We start from the raw sequence: 16,108 nt of genomic DNA on the forward strand, positions 1-16,108 counted from the left end.
TCACCGCAGGGGCGCGGCGGTGTGCAGGGGCAGCCGCCAGGCGTTGCGGCGGTGCACGTCATCGAGGACCTCGTGGAGCGGGGAGCGGGGTACGGCGAGCACCGGGCAGAGCGCGTGGACGAGGCAGTGCCGGGCCACCGAGGGGCTCAGCAGCCGGCGCAGCCGGCCGCGTCGCCCGGCTCCCACGACCAGCAGGTCGTCCGGGCGGTCCGCGACCTGGGTCAGCGCCCATCCCGCGGGCCCGCGGACGACCAGCGCGCGCATGGGGAGGTCTTCCGGGAGGCCGCCGAAGGCGGACTCGACGGCGTGGAGCAGCCGCTGCCGGGCCCGGTCCTGCCCCGCGTCCAGCAGCGGGGGGCAGGGGGAGCGCCGGTAGGCGAACTCCCCGCCCGGTGGTTCCCAGGCGAGCACGGCGACCAGCACCGCGCCCGTGCGGCGTGCCTCGGCGGCGGCCCGGTGCAGCGCCGTGAGGCTGCCGAGGGAGCCGCTCAGCCCCACGACCACGCGGTGGTGTCCGGCGTCATCCATGTCCTCCATGGAAGACCCGGGCGGGGTGCCCGCGGGGGCTTCTTGTCGTCCCCTTGTCGCCGTTCGGCGTACTCCTGACGCCGCCCTGACCCGCCGGGGTTCAGTCCGGGTAGGCGTGCGTCTGGGCCGCCTTGACGGTGGCCCACACCTCGGCGCCGGGGTGCAGCCCGAGTTCGGCGGTGGCCACCGTGGTGAGGTCGGCGGCGAGCGGGAGTTCGCCCCGGACGTCCACGCGGATCTGGTCGCCGTGCGACTCCAGGCCCGCGACCCGGCCCTGCCACATGTTCCGGGCACTGGAGCCGGTGGGGCGCTCCCGGTGGAGGGTGACGGCGCCGGGCGGGAAGGCGACGAAGGCCGGGCCGGACAGCTCCTCGGTGGTGGTGACGGCCGGTCCGCCGTCGATCCGTACGGTGTGGCCGTCGGCGCGGCCCCGGTAGAGGTTGAGGCCGACGAGGTGCGCGATGTAGTCGGTGCGCGGGCGGCGGGCGATCTCGGCGGGGGTGCCCTCCTGCACGGAGCCGCCGTGCTCGATGACCACCAGCCGGTCGGCCAGCACCATGGCGTCCAGCGGGTCGTGGGTGACCAGGACGGCCACCGCCTCGAAGTCGGCCAGGTGGCGGCGGAGTCCGGAGCGGACCTCCAGGCGGGTGCGGGCGTCGAGCGCGGCCAGCGGCTCGTCCAGGAGCAGCAGTCGGGGCCGGGTGGCCAGCGCCCGGGCGAGGGCGACGCGCTGCGCCTGGCCGCCGGAGAGCCGGCGGGGCCGGGCGGCGGCGTGCTCGGCCAGGCCCATGCGCTCCAGCCACTCGGCGGCCTCGGCGCGGGCCCGCGCCTTGGGCACGCCGTGGCAGCGCGGGCCGAAGGCGACGTTGTCCAGCGCCGACAGGTGCGGGAAGAGCAGGTAGTCCTGGAAGACCACGCCCACCGGCCGGGTCTCGGGGGGTGTGCCGTCCAGGGCGGCGCCGTCCAGCCGCAGATGGCCGGCGGTCAGCGGGGTCAGCCCGGCCAGGGCCCGCAGCGCGGTGGTCTTGCCCGCGCCGTTGGGGCCGAGGAGGGCGAGCACCTCGCCGGGGGCGGCGGTGAGCGTCACGTCGAGGCGGAAGGCGCCGCGGTCGACGACCAGCCGGGCGTCCAGGCCCTGCGGGGCCGGGCCGACGGTGGTCGCGGGGGTTGTGCCCGGAGAGGTCATGGCGTGGTCATCCAGCGGTCGCGCAGTCCGGCCAGGACGGCGATCGAGACGGCGAGCAGCACCAGGCTGAGCGCGATGGCGGCGGCCGGGTCGCTCTGCAGGGCGAGGTACACGGCGAGCGGCATCGTCTGCGTACGGCCGGGGAAGTTGCCCGCGAAGGTGATGGTGGCGCCGAACTCGCCGAGTGCCCGCGCCCAGGCCAGGACGGCCCCGGCGGCGATGCCGGGGGCGATCAGCGGCAGCGTCACCCGGCGGAAGGCGGTGAAGCGGGAGGCGCCGAGGGTGGCGGCGGCCTCCTCGTAGCGCGGGTCGGCGGCCCGCAGGGTGCCCTCGACGCTGATGACCAGGAACGGCATCGCCACGAAGGCCTCCGCGACGACGACGCCCGCCGTGGTGAAGGGCAGCGTCACCCCGAACCACTGGTCCAGCCACCGCCCGGCGATGCCGTTGCGGCCCAGCGCCAGCAGCAGCGCCACACCGCCGACCACGGGCGGCAGCACCAGGGGCAGCGTCACCAGGGCGCGCACCAGCCGACGCCCGGGGAACTCGGTGCGGGCCAGCAGCCACGCCAGGGGCACGCCCAGCACCAGGGTCACCGCGGTGGCGAGGGTGGCGCAGATCAGGGAGAGCCGCAGCGCCTGCCACACCCCGGGGCTGGTGAGCTGCGCGGGCAGTTCGCTCCACGGGGTGCGGACCAGCAGCCCGGCGAGCGGCAGCACCAGGAAGACCAGCCCGAGCAGGGCGGGCAGCAGCAGCGGCAGGGGCACCGGGGAGCGGTGCCCCTGCCGGCTGCCCGCGCGGCGCGGCCCGGACTCGACGAGTTCGGGCGCGCCGCCACTGTGGTCGGTCACGGGTTGAGGAAGCCCGCCTCGCTCAGCACCTTCCTGCCCTGTTCGGACCGGACGAGGGTGATGAAGGCCTCGGCGGCCCCGGCGTTGGGCGCGTCCTTGAGCAGGACGATCGGGTAGTCGTTGACGGCACCGGCGGACTCGGGGAACTCCACGCCCTCCACCTTGCCGGCGGCGGCCTTCACGTCGGTCTTGTAGACCACGGACGCGTCGACCTCCTTCAGCTGCACCTTTGTCAGGGCGCTCTTGACGTCCTGCTCGTAGGAGACCGGGGTGAGCTTCAGGCCGGCGCCGTCCAGCGCCTTCTGCGCCGCGGCGCCGCAGGGCACCTCCTTGGCGCACAGCGCGACCTTCATCCCCGACTTGGTGAGGTCCTTGAGCGTCGCGACGTCCTTGGGGTTGCCCGGGACGACCGCGATCTCCAGCTGGTTGCGCACGAAGGTGGCGGGCTCGCCGGCCGCGCCCTTGGCGTCGGTGACGATCTGCATGGTCTTGGGGGAGGCGGCGGCGAAGACGTCGGCGGGGGCGCCGGAGGTGATGCTGGCGGCGAGCGCGTCGCTGCCGCCGAAGTTGAAGGTGACCTCGGTGCCGGGGTGGGCCGCCTCGAACTCCTCGCCCAGTTCGGTGAAGCTCTCCTTGAGGGAGGCGGCGGCGAAGACGGTGACCGTGCCCTTCACGTCACCCGCGGAGGACGCACCCGCCGAGGGCGCGGACGACGCGGAGGCGCCGGCGGAGTCGTCCGAGGACGAGCAGGCGCTGAGGGTCAGCAGCACCGCGGTTCCTCCGACGGCCAGCTGAAGGGTCCGGCGGTGCGTGGGACGGGTCGTCACAGGACTGCTCCTCCGAGTCTCGATCTCTGCGGTGCCTCTGGGGTGTCTCTACGGTGTCTCGACGACCACGTTGGTCGACTTGATGACGGCGACCGCCGGTACGCCGGGCTCGAGCTTCAGCTCCTCGGCCGACTCCCGGCTGATCATGGACACCACGCGGAACGGGCCGGCCTGGATCTCCACCTGCGCGGAGACGTCGCCGAGGATCACCTCGGTGACGATGCCCGAGAAGCGGTTGCGGGCCGAGGAGCCGGTGCGCTCGCGTTCGGTGCGGTTGAACTCCCGGGCGAAGGCGGCCAGATCGGGGCCCTCGATGATGCGCCGTCCCTGCTCGTCGCGTTCCGCGCGCAGCCGCCCGCCGTCGACCCAGCGCCTGAGGGTGTCGGCGCTCACGCCCATCAATGCGGCTGCCTCGCCGATCCGGTAGGTGTGCATGACTCGATCATAGTGACGCAGATGCGAGTGGGAAGCCCCTGGTTCGGCTGCATCAGCCGGATCTCCTGCCATCAAGGGTCGCATGTGCGTTTCCAGGACCTTCGAGGGCGGGTACGGTCATCGGGGGAGGTGGAAGCCCGTGACCGTGTCCGTTCCCGCGCCGCCGCCGGAACTCGCCGGGTTCGTCCTGAGCGGCGACCTGGCCCGCCCTGCCCCGCTCACCGTGCCCGACCTGCGCGCCTGGCCCCAGCACACGGCCCGGGTGAGCTTCGAGTGCCAGACCAGCGGCGTGCAGCACCACCGTTTCGAGGGCCCGTTGCTCCACGAGGTGCTGTGCTCGGCCGGTCCCGGCTTCGACGCCGGACGCCGCAAGGACCGACTGCGCTTCCTCATCGCCGTCACCGGGGCGGACGGTCACCACGCCCTGCTGTCCTGGGCCGAGATCGACCCGGACTTCGGGCAGGCCCGCGTCCTGCTCGCCACCCGCATCGACGGCGCCCCGCTGGACGCGCGGGGCCCGCAACTGGTGTTGCCCCAGGACCGCTGCGGGGCCCGGCACATCAGCGGCATCACCGCCGTCCGCGTGGACGGCGGGTACGGCGGGGGCCCGGCGGCGGGCGGCGACGGGGGCGTGTGAGCGGGCACTACGATCGCGGAATGCGCCCCTCCCCCGCCGGCCTGGTCCGTGAGTTCCACACCGCCTTCGGCCTCGACGTCCGCCCCCGTCCGACCGAGATCACGCCCGAGTACGCGGCGCACCGGCAGGACCTGCTCGCCGAGGAGGTGGCGGAGGTCGCCGAGGCCTCAGAGACCGGCCCCCTGGACCACCTCGCGCACGAACTGGCCGACGTGGTCTACGTCGCGTACGGCACCGCGCTGGTGCACGGCATCGACCTGGACGCGGTCATCGCGGAGATCCACCGCGCCAACATGAGCAAGCTCGGCCCCGACGGCCGCCCGACCCTGCGGGCCGACGGCAAGGTCCTCAAGGGCGAGCACTACCGGGCCCCGGACGTCGCGGCGGTGCTGCGCGCTCAAGGCTGGACGCCCGCCGGGCAGTGATGCGCCGGCGCGGCGTGTGCGACCGTGAGCCATGCTGCTTCGCGCAGGGCCCGCGGGGCGCGCGGGTCGGCGGCCGCCCGCGACCGCGGGGCGCGTCCGGCCACCCCGGCCCTCCCCCATCGGCGCGGTGGGAGGGACAATCGGCGGTATGACGGAGCGCAAGCCACCGGGCGTCCCCTTCGAGTCCTGGGTCGACAAGCAGATCCGGGAGGCGACGGAGCGCGGCGCCTTCGACAACCTGCCCGGGGCCGGGAAGCCGCTGGCCTCCATGGACCGGCCCTACGACGAGCTGTGGTGGATCAGGGAGAAGATGGCCCGCGAGGGGCTGTCCCACCTCCCGGCGAGCCTCAGGCTGCGCAAGGAGGTGGAGGACGCGATGGACGCCGCCTCCCGTGCCCCCTCCGAACGCGAGGTGCGCCGCATCGTCGAGGAGGCCAACGAGAAGATCCGGGCGGGCGTCCGCACCCCGATGGACGGTCCGCCGCTCAACCTCGTCCCGTACGACGTGGAGGACGTCGTCGTGCGGTGGCGCGCGGAGCGCGACTGAGTTCCCGCCCCACGCGCCGGTCTCCCGGCCGGGCGCAGTCCCGCGGGACGGCGAGGGTACGGGTGGCCGTGGCGGTGTCGTCGAGCCGGACGCCCGCGGCACCAAGGGCGTCGCGCGCTTCGTCCGGGCGGCCTTCGTACCGTCGACAGGCCCCCGCGGTGGCCCGGAGGCCGTGATTCCGGCGGCCGCGGACAACTCCCGGCGGCTGCGGGCCGGTTCGGCACCGACGGCGCGGCCGGCTCCGGCAGCCCTCCCGGGCCTCGCCGCAGGCCCCGGTTGCGGGGCCCGGTGGGCTGAAAAATAGTCGGACTGTGAAAGGGCGGCCACGGGTCAGCATCCCGGAGGGGCTCCGTGCGCGGTTCGCGGACCTGCCGGGGCGGGCGCGCGCCCTGCGGGCGGACACCGAGCGGCGGTTCCCCATCGTCACCCGGCTCGCCGCCCGGCTGCTGAGCGTCAACGTGCTCGACGCGGCCACTCGGTTGGCCGCCCAGGCCTTTCTGACCGCCGTGCCGCTGCTGTTCGTCATCGCGTCCCTGGCGCCGGAGGGCGTGCGCAAGGAACTCCTCGACTCGCTGGTGCGGGTGCTGGGACTCTCCGGTCCCGCCCGTGACCAGCTGCGCTCGGTCTACGAGTCCGATCCCGGGAACCTGCGGGGGACGGTGGGCGTGGTGGGCACCCTGATGGCCCTGCTGTCGGCGACGGCCTGCAGCCGGGCGATGCAGCGGGTGTGCGAACGCGCCTGGCACCTGCCGAAGTCGGCGGCGCGGATCGCGGCCTGGCGCTGGTTCGCCTGGGTGTGCGCGGCGCTGCTCTACCTGGCGGTCCAGGGGCCGCTGCGGGAGGGCTTCGGCGCCGGCCGCTGGCTCGGCGTCCCGCTGTCCCTGGTGAGCGCGGTGGGCATCTGGTGGTGGACCCAGCACCTGCTGCTGGGCGGCCGGATCGGATGGTGGCCGCTGCTGCCGGGTGCGCTGCTCACGGCGGTGGTCCTGGAGACGGCCGTCTTCGCCGCGCCGCTGTACGTGCCGACGGCGCTCAACCGCAGCCTGCAGACGTACGGCTCGCTGGGGTCGGTGTTCACCCTGCTGTCCGGGCTGATCGCGCTGTGCGTCGTGGCGACCGTCTGCCTCACCGTGGGCGCGGTGTTCCACGGGGACGGGCCGGGGGCCGGGGCCGTGCCCGCCGCGCCCGGCCCGCCGGGGGAGGGCCGGGCGGGCGGCGGTCAGGCGGCCGGTGAGCGCTCCGGCCTGTAGTGGGAGAGCGCCCAGATGATGAAGATGTCGAGCGCGATGAGGATGATCGACCAGAACGGCAGGTAGGGCAGGTACAGGAAGCTCACGATGATGCCCAGGCCCGCCAGGACGACACCCGTGATCCGTGACCAGAGCGCGGCGCCGCTGAGGAGTCCGGTGCCCGTGACCACCAGGAGCACGCCGAGGACCAGGTGGATCCATCCCCACGCGGTCAGGTTGAACTTGTAGACGTAGTCGCCGATCCGCGCGTACACGTTGTCCGCGGCGATCCCCGAGATGCCCTGGAAGATGGCCAGGACGCCGTCGACGAGCAGCAGGACGCCGGCGAAGGTGACGCCGCCGTGCGCCCACGCGCTGTGGTTGCCGCTCTTGGGTGTGGTGCCGGTGGCTGCCATGGCCTCCTCCTTGCGGTGATGGTGCGTCAGTGCCGCAGCGCCCGCTCCACCTGGGCCTTGACCGTGCCCGTCAGGTCGCGGTTGCTGCGTACCGTGGCCTCGCCGGACTTCTGCGGGGCCACGTCGGCGACGTTGACCACGGCGGCGTCGAGGAGGTTCCCGCTGGCGTCGCGGAAGGTCACCTCGACGGTGTACGTGGCCTGTTTGTCGCCGCTGTTGGTGGCCGTGACCGTGGTGGTGGCCTTGCCGCCCTCGACGGTCACGGGGTCGAGCCTGACGTCGTCCTCCGCGTTGACGCCGTTCTTGATCTTCGCCAGCTGGGACTGTGCGGCGGCGGTCGCCGAGGCGACGGCCTCCGCGCCCTCGGACACCAGCGAGGACGCGGCGGACGCGGCCTTCGACGCCTTCTCGGCGGGGGTGCTGTCGTTGTCCGAGCAGGCGCTCGCGGTGAGCGCGACGGCGGACAGTACAACCGCCGCGCACACCGCGCGGCCCCGGTACGGCCTCGTCATTCCCTACCTCCACAGACTCATGCGCCTCAAATGGCACATAACTCACCATACGTATTAAATTGCCGTGTCGCGTGGTGAAGGAGAGGCGGCGGTGGCATGGCGGATTCAGCGCCCCAGAGGCGTGACGATCTCGCCGAACTGCGTGCCCGGCTGTCGGCACTGGAGGCGCGGGAGACCGTTCCCGCAGGCGCCGGACCGCAGGCCCCGCCGCCCCACCGGCGACCCGTCAGGGCCTTCTTCTCGGCCCTGTTCATCGTCGTGGCCTGCGTCTTCGTGCCGCTGAGCGCGCTGGCCGTCTGGGTGGACTCCGAGGTCGGCGACACCGGCCGGTACGTCGCCACCGTCGCGCCCCTGGCGAGCGACCCCGCCGTGCAGGACGCCGCCGCCAACCGGATCACGTCCGTGGTGATGCAGCACATCGACGTGAAGAGCCTCCTGGACGAGGTCGCCCCGCAGGACCGCCCCCGCCTCGACCAGCTCCTCGGCCGCGTCTCCGGCCCGCTGACCAGCGGCATCGAGAGCCTGGTGCACTCGACGGCGGAGAAGGTCGTGCGCAGCGACGCCTTCGAGAAGGTCTGGACCGAGGCCAACCGACGGATCCACGCCTCGCTGGACAAGGCGCTGACCGGCCAGGGCGGCGGCGCGGTCAAGCTCACCAACGACACCGTGGCCGTCGACCTCGCCCCCGTCATCGACCAGGTCAAGCAGCGGCTGGTCGACGGGGGCCTGACCATCGCCGCGAAGATCCCCGAGGTCCACACCGACTTCACCGTCGTCCGCTCCGAGAAGGTCGGCAAGATCAGGACCGCCTTCCGGCTCCTGCAGCTCGCCGGCTTCTGGCTGCCGATCGTCACCGTCGTCCTCGCGGCCGCGGGCGTGCTGCTCGCCCTCCGCCGGCGCCGCGCCCTGGTCGCCGCCGCGCTGGGCTTCGCCGCCGCCGCCCTCGTACTCGGCGCGGCGCTGACCGTCTTCCGGGCGATCTACCTCGACGCACTGCCGGCGAGCGTCGACCAGCAGGCCGCCGGGACGGTCTACGACACCCTGATCCGCTTCCTGCGCCAGACCGTCCGCGCCGTGTTCGTGCTCGGCGTCGTCGTCGCGCTGGGCGCCTGGCTGAGCGGGCCCGGGCGGTACGCCCGCCGTACCCGCGGGGTGTGGGAGTCCGTGGTGGGCGGCGCGGGGGACGCGGCGCACCGGGTGGGGCTGCGGACCGGCCCCGTCGGCCCCTGGCTGGTGCGCCACAAACTGCTGGTCGGCTGGATCGTCGTGGCGGCCGCGGCCCTCGCGCTCGCCTTCTGGTCCTACCCGACCGGCTGGGTCGTCCTCGGGCTGGCCCTCGCCGTCGTCCTCGTCCTCGCCGTCGTGGAGTTCCTGGCCAGGCCCGACTGACCGCTCACCCGATCGGCCGCCCCGCGCTGCGCCGGGGAGGCCGCCGCCGGAGGCTGACGGGAGGGCCCGCCGGCGGAGGAGACCAGCGATGAGCCAGACGCAGCCGGCGGGCGGGCGATGACCTTCGGGCTGGCACGCCGCCAGGTACGGCCCCGGGTGCCGCTGCGGCACGGCGAGGGGGACCGCTCCCTGCTCACCAGCACGCAGGGGGTCGCCGCGCTCTCGCTGGACGCCCTCAGCTCGGTGGCGTACGGCCCCGAGGCCATCGTCCTCGTGCTGATCGCCGCCGGGACCGCGGCGCTGACCGTGACGCTGCCCGTCATGCTGGTCATCGCGGGGCTGCTGGTCGTCCTGGTCATCTCGTACGGGCAGGTCATCGCGGTGCACCCGGACGGCGGCGGCTCCTACGCCGTGGCCAAGAAGGACCTCGGGGCACGGGTGAGCCTGCTGGCGGCGGGCAGTCTCGTCGTCGACTACGTGCTCACCGTCGCCGTCAGCCTGGCCGCCGGCGCCGCAAGCCTCGCCTCGGCGTTCCCCTCGCTCACCCCGTACCTGCTGGAGATCTGCCTCGGCGGGCTGGCCCTGCTCACCCTGGTGAACCTGCGCGGCGTCGCCGACAGCGCTCGGGTGCTGATGCTGCCCGCGGCGCTGTTCGTCCTGTGCATCGGCGGGATCGTCGTCGCCGGGCTGCTGCGCGCCCACCCCGCGGCGGTCGTCGGCAGCCCGCAGCCCGTCCACGCGACGGAGGCGCTGAGCGTGCTGCTGGTCCTGAAGGCCTTCTCCTCCGGCTGCTCCGCACTGACCGGGGTGGAGGCCATCGCCAACTCCGTGCCCGCCTTCCGGCCGCCCAAGGTGCGCCGCGCCCAGCGCACGGAACTGATGCTCGGCGTGCTGCTGGGACTCATGCTGATCGGGCTGGCGTTCCTCATCCGCCGGGACGAGGTCGCCCCGCGCGGCGGCGTGACCCTGCTGGCCCAGCTGACCGCGGGCTCCTTCGGCACGGGATGGCCGTACTACGCCAGCAATCTGCTGGTCACCCTCGTACTCGGACTGGCCGCGAACACCAGCTTCGGCGGCCTGCCGGTCCTGATGAGCCTGCTCGCCCGCGACAACCGGCTGCCCCACGTCTTCGGGCTGCGCGCCGAGCGGCCCGTCTACCGCTACGGCGTCGTCGCCCTCGCGGTGGTGGCCGCGCTGCTGCTCGTCGCCGTCGACGCGCAGACGCAACGGCTCATCCCGCTCTACGCCGTCGGTGTGTTCACCGGCTTCACCATCAGCCAGACCGGGCTCGTCCGGCACTGGGCGGGGGCGCGCCCGCGCGGCTGGGTGCCGCGCGCGGCGCTCAACGGGCTGGGCGCCCTGCTGACCGCGCTGGCCGGGGTGATCCTGGTGACCACCAAGTTCACCGAGGGCGCCTGGATGGTCGTCGTCGTGGTGCCGCTGCTGATGCTGCTCTTCGCCCGCATCGAGCACTACTACACGGAGGTCGGCAGGGAACTCGCCCTCGGTACCGTCCCCGACCGGCCGCGGCGCACCGACAGCCTGGTCATCGTCCCCCTCGGCGGGGTCAGCCGGCTCGCCCGGCACGCGCTGACCGCGGCCATCGCCCTCGGCGACGAGGTCGTCGCGGTCACCGTCGAACCCGACCAGGCCAAGGCGCGCGAACTGCTCGACACCTGGGCCCGCTGGCAGCCCGGCGTCCGCCTCGACGTCATCGAGAGCCCGCACCGTTCGCTGGTACTGCCGATCCTCTCCTACGTCCGCCGCATGTCGCAGGACGGCCGCCAGATCGCCGTTCTCATCCCCGAGATCCAGCCGCGCCACGCCCGCTACCGCATCCTGCAGAACCAGCGCGGCATCCTCCTCGCCACGATCCTGCGCTACCGCACCGACGCCGTCGTCTGCCTCCTGCCGTACCGGCTGGACATCTGATCCGGCGCTCGCCACGGGGCCGGGCCCGGGTGGTGCCGGGACCGCCCGCTCCCGGGGCCTGCTCGTGGCCGGGCGGTTGCGCCTACCATCGCGGCCGTGAGAACCAATGCGCACACGGGTGGCCGGGTTCTGGTCGCCGACGACGACGCGGCCATACGCCGGTCCCTGCAGCGGGGGCTGCGGCTGGACGGCTTCTCGGTGAGCCTGGCCGACGGCGGCAGGGCGGCGCTCGCCGCCGTACGCGAGGGGGCGCCGGACGTGGTGGTCCTCGACATCTCCATGCCCGACCTCAGCGGGATCGAGGTGTGCCGCGCGCTGCGCGAGGAGGACAACGACGTCCCGGTCCTGATGCTCTCCGCCCTGGACGAGGCGGCCGACCGGGTCGCCGGGCTCCAGGCGGGCGGGGACGACTACCTGGTCAAGCCGTTCGCGCTGCAGGAACTGGTGCTGCGGTTGCAGGCGCTGCTGCGCCGCCGGCCCCCCGCCGCGGGCGGGCGGGTGCGCGCCGGGGGCCTGCTGGTCGACCCCGCGACGCGGGAGGCCCGGCTGGACGGGGAGCCCCTGGCGCTGACCCGGCGGGAGTTCGAGCTGCTGGAGGTCCTCGCGCGCAACGCCGGGCTGGTGCTCACCCGCGACCAGTTGCTGGACCGGGTCTGGGGCTACGACTTCGACGTGCGCACGGACGCCGTGGACACCTTCGTCAGCTATCTGCGGCGCAAGATGGAGGCGGGCGGGCGGCCGCGGATCCTGCACACGGTGCGCGGCGTCGGCTTCGTCCTGCGGGACGACCGGGACGACCGGGACGACCGGGACGACCGGTCGTGAGGCTGTCCACGCGGGTGGCGCTCGCCGTGGGCGTGGTCGTCCCGCTGCTCGTCCTCGCCTCCGGGGCCCTGCTGATCCGGCTGGTCGCCGCCGACCTGCACGCCCAGCAGGACGCCCATCTGCGGGAGCGCGCCACGGCCGTCGCGGCGGACGCCAAGGCCCTGCTGCGGGCCACCGCCGCGGACCGTCCGGCCGCCGAACAGGCCCGCACCCGCAGGCTGTTCAGCTCCGCCCTCGACGTGGGGATCCGGCTGACCGGTCCCGAGGGCACGGTGTCGGGCGGCCCCCAGCCGGACGCGTCGGCGCCGCTGCCCGCCCGCGCGTCCGCACCGGTCACGATCCGGGCCGGGGGTGTCCGCTGGCGCGTGCTGTCGGTACCGGTGAACGGCGGCCGCAAGGGGGTCGGGGGCACCTTGTGGCTGTTCTCGCCGGACGCCGCCACGAAGACCCAGCTGCAGCAGGTGCGCCGCCGGGTGGTGACGGTGGCGTTGCTGGCCGCCCCCGTGTCCGGGCTGCTGGCCTGGACCGCGGCGGGCCGCGCCGTCCGCCCGCTGCGCCGGCTCCAGCAGCGTGCGAGCGGCCTCGACCCGCGCGTCAGCGCCGTACGCCTGGACCACACCCCGGCCCGGATCACCGAGGTCGACGACCTGGCGCACACGCTGCAGACCGTGCTCGCCCGTTACGACGAGCAGGCCGCCAGGACCGGCGAGGCGCTCGCCACCGCCCGCTCGTTCGCCGCGGTCGCCTCCCACGAGCTGCGGAACCCGCTGATGAGCATGGGCACCAACCTCGACATCCTCGCCGGCCACCCCGGCCTGCCGGACGACGAACGCCAGGAGGTCGTGGACGACCTGCGCGCCGAACACGCCCGCGTGCTGGGCCTGCTGGTCATGCTGCGCGCCCTGGCCCAGGGCGACCTCGTCGAGGAGGACGCCTTCGGCCCGGTCGACGCGGCCGAACTCGTCGACGCCTCCGCGGCCGGCCTGAGGCGTCGCCACCCCGAGGCGCGGGTCGAGGTGACGGCCGCGCCGGGCCTCCTCGTCCACGGCTGGGAGCAGGGGCTGCGCTCGTTGACGGACAACCTGCTGGCCAACGCCGCCGTCCACGGCCGCGCTCCGGGAGGGCGGCCCGACGTGGAGGTGCTGCTGCGGCGCAGCCGCGACGAGCGCGCCCCGGCCGTCGTCCTCACCGTCGACGACCACGGCCCCGGCATCCCGCCCGAGGCGCGGGCCGCCGTCTTCGCCCGCTTCCACCGGCGTCCCGACAGCCCCGGTTCCGGGCTCGGACTGACCCTGGTCGCCCAGCAGATCGCGCTGCACCGGGGGACGATCGCCGTGCTGTACCGGCCCGACGGCACGCCCGGCACCCGTTTCGAGGTGCGGCTCCCGCTCAGCGGCGTCCGCGACCCGGAACCGACCCTGCCGCTGCCGCGCCGCGACTGGCTGTCGGAACGCTCCGGGGAGCCACAAGGTTTCCACAAAGACGGTCCCTAGCTTCCGTGGTGAAGGCGCTCCGCGCTTCCGACCCGAGGGAGGACCTCATGCGAGCCCGCACCACCGTCGTGGCCCTGGCCACCGTCGTCACCCTGCTGGGCCTCGCCGGCCCGGCCACCGCCGACAGCGGCGGCAGCCCGTCCCCGGCCGCCGCGCCCACCGGGGACGGCGCCAAGGGCCTGTGCAAGCGCGCCGGGAAGATCGACGCGCGCATCGACCGCGCGCTTAAGCGGCTGAACGGGCCGGTCACCCGGCGCGGTTCGGTCGAGCGGCTGGAGAAGCGGGTCGCCCATGCCAAGGCCGCCGGGCACGACGAGATCGCGACCTACCTCAACGACCGGCTGACCTTCCGCAAGTCCCTCGTGGCGACCCTGGAGAAGCGCCGCACCGACCTCGCGCGGGTCCGCAGCTGGTGCGCCGCCCACGACAACGGGGCCGCCTCGTGACCCGCCGCCTCGCGGCACTGGCCGTGGCCGCGGCGGCCTGCGCGGGACTGCTCACCGCCTGCGGCCCGTCCGGGGGTTCCGCCTCGGCCCCCACCGCCCCGGCCACCGCGCCCGCGGGCGACGCCCCGGCAGTTCCGTCGGACCTCGCCCGCATCGTCGACGACGCGGAGAGCGCGGCCGCCGCGGCGGACGCCGACGCGGCACGCGGGGACGGCTGATCAGGCCGGGTCGAACAGGGCGCTGACCGACTCGCCGTCGTGGATCCGCCGCACGGCCTCGGCCAGCGCGGGCGCCACGGAGAGCACCCGCAGCTTCTCCGTGTGCTCCTCCTCCGGTACGGGCACCGTGTTGGTGCACACGATCTCCAGCACGTCCGGCTGCTCCGACAGGCGCTTGAGGGCGCCCGCCGCGAACAGGCCGTGCGTGCAGGCGACGCGGACCGAACGGGCGCCGAGCTCCCGCAGCCGCGCCAGCAGTTCCAGGACCGTGCTGCCCTTGGCGATCTCGTCGTCCAGGACAATCACGTCCCGGCCGGCGACCTCGCCGATCACCGACCCGATGCTGACCCGGTCGTCGGCGAACCGCTGCTTGGCCCCGGCCGCGACCTGCACCCCGAGCATCCGGGCGAAGGCGGCCGCCTCCTTGGCGTTGCCCAGGTCGGGAGAGACCACCGTGGTGCGCGACAGGTCGTTGCCGCGGAAGTGGGCCGCCAGCTCGCGCAGCGCGTGCAGGTGGTCGACGGGGACGCTGAAGAAGCCGTGTACCTGCGGGGAGTGCAGGGTCATGGTGAGCACCCGGCTCGCCCCCGCCGTGACCAGCAGGTCGGCGACGAGACGCCCCCCGATCGAGATGCGGGGGGCGTCCTTCTTGTCGGAGCGCGCGTAGGCGTAGTGCGGCATGACCACGGTGATCCGGCCCGCGGACGCGCCCCGCGCGGCATCGCACATCATCAGCAGCTCCACCAGGTGCTCCTGAACGGGGGCGACCAGGGGCTGGATCAGGAAGACGTCCCGCTCGCGGCAGTTGGCCTGCAACTGCACTTCCAGGCAGTCGTTGGCGAAACGGCTGACGCGTGCCGGGCTGAGCGACACGCCCAGATGGGCGCAGAGTTCCGCAGCCAGCCGAGGATGGGCACTGCCGCTGAAGACCACGATGTCGGGCACGCGGCCATCCTAGAGTCGTGGTTCGTCCAGGCGGCGGCGTACGGTGGCCCAGTCCGGGGCCGGCGGGGGCACGCGCAGGGTTCCCACCGCGATGTCCTTGAAACCGCTGGACGTGGACACGCACACCACGGGCCCGTCGAAGCGGTCCGCGCCGTACTGGCGCAGGCCGGCCAGACCGGCCGCGGCGGACAGCTCCGTCCACAGGCCCGCGCGGGCCAGTTCGCGGCGGGCCCCGGCCAGTTCGGCGTCGGCGACGAGCAGGGCCTCCCCGCCGCTGTCGCCCATCGCCCGGACACCGCGGTAACCCCCCACCTGGCAGGCGATGGAGTAGGCGTCCGTGGGGCCGACCGGCACGGTGACCGCGGGCAGTCCCCGGCGGATGGCGGCGGCGAGCGGGCCGCCCGCGGCGGGCTCGCAGCTGAACAGGCGTGGGACGGCGGAGGCCAGGCCCAGGCGGCGGATCTCGGCGAAGCCCTTGGCGACGCCGAAGAGCAGTTCCCCGTACCCGGTGGGGACGAACACCGCCGCGGGCAGGCCGACTTCGCGGAAGACCTCGTACGCGACGGTTTTGTAGCCCTCCGCGCCGAAGGGGTGCCCGGTGTGCGTCGGGGTGAGGCTGCTCACCGGGTGGAGGCCGTACTCCTCGTGGACGCGGCGCATCAGCGGCCGGCGCGCCTCCACGGGCACGGGCAGCACCTCGGCGCCGTAGGCGTGCAGGAAGGAGACGACCGCCGGGGGCGGCTGCGGGGAGGTGAGGACGACGCAGCGCAGCCCGGCCCGCGCGGCGTACGCGGCGGCCGAGGCGCCGTGGTTGCCGGAGGAGGCGACGACGACGCCGGGCGCGCCGCAGGCGAGGGCCGCGCTGACCGTGCAGCGGTTGAGACGGTCCTTGTGGCTCCACGTCGGATTGCGCGACTCGTCCTTGACCAGGACCCCGCCGCCCAGGTCGACCAGCGGTGTGCCGCCCTCGCCCAGCCCCGGCGCCGCGAGCGGCGGCAGCAGCGGTGCCCAGCGGTCCAGGCCGTGCCGGGCGGCGGTGGCGTCGGCGGAGCCGAACAGGCCGTCCGGGACGCGGTCGTAGGCGTAGTCGACCTCGACGGGGTAGGAGACGCTGTCCGTGCTCGTGCGCGGGCAGCCCTCCGTCAGCGGCGGCCACAGGGGGTAGCCGACGGCGGGGTCACCGAGCGAACGCTGGCCGACGGCCAGGGAGTCCGTTGCCACGCATCCGAGGGTAGTGGCCCCGGGCCCGGGGCTCACCTGGCACGTC

The 16,108-nt window shown here is 74.5% G+C and carries 19 protein-coding genes; 10 read left to right on the forward strand and 9 right to left on the reverse strand.

What is annotated here, in order from left to right:
- From OIE69_RS21195 to OIE69_RS21215, 5 genes are all read right to left on the reverse strand, one after another.
- The gene (locus tag OIE69_RS21195) at positions 1 to 537 is read right to left on the reverse strand and encodes a universal stress protein (protein WP_326573850.1); all 537 of its coding nucleotides are present in this window, start codon (positions 535 to 537) and stop codon (positions 1 to 3) included.
- Positions 538 to 628: 91 nt separating this feature from the next.
- Positions 629 to 1,714 (reverse strand): ABC transporter ATP-binding protein, encoded by a 1,086-nt coding sequence (locus OIE69_RS21200; protein ID WP_326573852.1) that lies wholly within the window; start codon positions 1,712 to 1,714, stop codon positions 629 to 631.
- A complete protein-coding gene (gene modB, locus OIE69_RS21205; protein WP_326573854.1) occupies positions 1,711 to 2,565 on the reverse strand; it encodes a molybdate ABC transporter permease subunit in 855 nt (284 codons plus the stop codon). Before modB ends, OIE69_RS21200 begins: the two co-directional genes overlap by 4 nt.
- On the reverse strand, positions 2,562 to 3,392 hold the full coding sequence (modA, locus tag OIE69_RS21210) for a molybdate ABC transporter substrate-binding protein (protein WP_326573857.1): 831 nt from the start codon (positions 3,390 to 3,392) through the stop codon (positions 2,562 to 2,564). The genes modB and modA overlap by 4 nt, the downstream gene beginning before the upstream one ends.
- A gap of 48 nt (positions 3,393 to 3,440) precedes the next feature.
- Positions 3,441 to 3,827, reverse strand: a complete 387-nt coding sequence (locus OIE69_RS21215; RefSeq protein ID WP_326573859.1) for a TOBE domain-containing protein — start codon at positions 3,825 to 3,827, stop codon at positions 3,441 to 3,443.
- 139 nt (positions 3,828 to 3,966) lie between these two features.
- On the opposite strand from OIE69_RS21215, the gene OIE69_RS21220 reads away from it, so the two are divergent.
- From OIE69_RS21220 to OIE69_RS21235, 4 genes are all read left to right on the forward strand, one after another.
- On the forward strand, positions 3,967 to 4,464 hold the full coding sequence (locus OIE69_RS21220) for a molybdopterin-dependent oxidoreductase (RefSeq protein ID WP_326573861.1): 498 nt from the start codon (positions 3,967 to 3,969) through the stop codon (positions 4,462 to 4,464).
- A gap of 20 nt (positions 4,465 to 4,484) precedes the next feature.
- Positions 4,485 to 4,889, forward strand: coding sequence for a pyrophosphohydrolase domain-containing protein (locus OIE69_RS21225; RefSeq protein WP_326573863.1), 405 nt, complete (start codon positions 4,485 to 4,487; stop codon positions 4,887 to 4,889).
- A 148-nt stretch (positions 4,890 to 5,037) separates the two neighbouring features.
- On the forward strand, positions 5,038 to 5,436 hold the full coding sequence (locus tag OIE69_RS21230) for a DnaJ family domain-containing protein (protein ID WP_326573865.1): 399 nt from the start codon (positions 5,038 to 5,040) through the stop codon (positions 5,434 to 5,436).
- A 311-nt stretch (positions 5,437 to 5,747) separates the two neighbouring features.
- Complete coding sequence (locus OIE69_RS21235) at positions 5,748 to 6,686, forward strand: YhjD/YihY/BrkB family envelope integrity protein (RefSeq protein ID WP_326573867.1); 939 nt, start codon at positions 5,748 to 5,750, stop codon at positions 6,684 to 6,686.
- Here OIE69_RS21235 and OIE69_RS21240 read toward each other — a convergent pair.
- The gene (locus OIE69_RS21240; RefSeq protein ID WP_326573869.1) at positions 6,656 to 7,081 is read right to left on the reverse strand and encodes a DUF7144 family membrane protein; all 426 of its coding nucleotides are present in this window, start codon (positions 7,079 to 7,081) and stop codon (positions 6,656 to 6,658) included. The genes OIE69_RS21235 and OIE69_RS21240 overlap by 31 nt on opposite strands.
- Positions 7,082 to 7,107: 26 nt before the next feature.
- Entirely contained in the window at positions 7,108 to 7,593 is a 486-nt protein-coding gene (locus OIE69_RS21245) for an FxLYD domain-containing protein (RefSeq protein ID WP_326573871.1), read from the reverse strand.
- A 96-nt stretch (positions 7,594 to 7,689) separates the two neighbouring features.
- Between OIE69_RS21245 and OIE69_RS21250 the strand changes: the two genes are divergently transcribed.
- The 6 genes from OIE69_RS21250 (at position 7,690) to OIE69_RS21275 (ending at position 13,896) form a co-directional block, all read left to right on the forward strand.
- Positions 7,690 to 8,982, forward strand: coding sequence for a hypothetical protein (locus OIE69_RS21250; RefSeq protein WP_326573873.1), 1,293 nt, complete (start codon positions 7,690 to 7,692; stop codon positions 8,980 to 8,982).
- A gap of 117 nt (positions 8,983 to 9,099) precedes the next feature.
- On the forward strand, positions 9,100 to 10,914 hold the full coding sequence (locus OIE69_RS21255; protein ID WP_326573875.1) for an APC family permease: 1,815 nt from the start codon (positions 9,100 to 9,102) through the stop codon (positions 10,912 to 10,914).
- Between the two features lie 96 nt (positions 10,915 to 11,010).
- Positions 11,011 to 11,739 (forward strand): response regulator transcription factor, encoded by a 729-nt coding sequence (locus OIE69_RS21260; RefSeq protein WP_326573877.1) that lies wholly within the window; start codon positions 11,011 to 11,013, stop codon positions 11,737 to 11,739.
- Entirely contained in the window at positions 11,736 to 13,232 is a 1,497-nt protein-coding gene (locus tag OIE69_RS21265) for a sensor histidine kinase (protein WP_326573879.1), read from the forward strand. Before OIE69_RS21260 ends, OIE69_RS21265 begins: the two co-directional genes overlap by 4 nt.
- 47 nt (positions 13,233 to 13,279) lie before the next feature.
- Positions 13,280 to 13,678, forward strand: a complete 399-nt coding sequence (locus OIE69_RS21270; protein ID WP_326573882.1) for a hypothetical protein — start codon at positions 13,280 to 13,282, stop codon at positions 13,676 to 13,678.
- A complete protein-coding gene (locus OIE69_RS21275) occupies positions 13,675 to 13,896 on the forward strand; it encodes a hypothetical protein (RefSeq protein WP_326573884.1) in 222 nt (73 codons plus the stop codon). The genes OIE69_RS21270 and OIE69_RS21275 overlap by 4 nt, the downstream gene beginning before the upstream one ends.
- Here OIE69_RS21275 and OIE69_RS21280 read toward each other — a convergent pair whose 3' ends face one another.
- On the reverse strand, positions 13,897 to 14,841 hold the full coding sequence (locus OIE69_RS21280; RefSeq protein WP_326573886.1) for a ribose-phosphate diphosphokinase: 945 nt from the start codon (positions 14,839 to 14,841) through the stop codon (positions 13,897 to 13,899).
- Positions 14,842 to 14,850: 9 nt separating this feature from the next.
- On the reverse strand, positions 14,851 to 16,062 hold the full coding sequence (locus tag OIE69_RS21285; protein ID WP_326573888.1) for a threonine synthase: 1,212 nt from the start codon (positions 16,060 to 16,062) through the stop codon (positions 14,851 to 14,853).
- Between the last annotated feature and the right edge of the window lie 46 nt (positions 16,063 to 16,108).

The organism is Actinacidiphila glaucinigra (assembly GCF_035918135.1).
Taxonomy (GTDB): Bacteria; Actinomycetota; Actinomycetes; order Streptomycetales; family Streptomycetaceae; genus Actinacidiphila; species Actinacidiphila glaucinigra.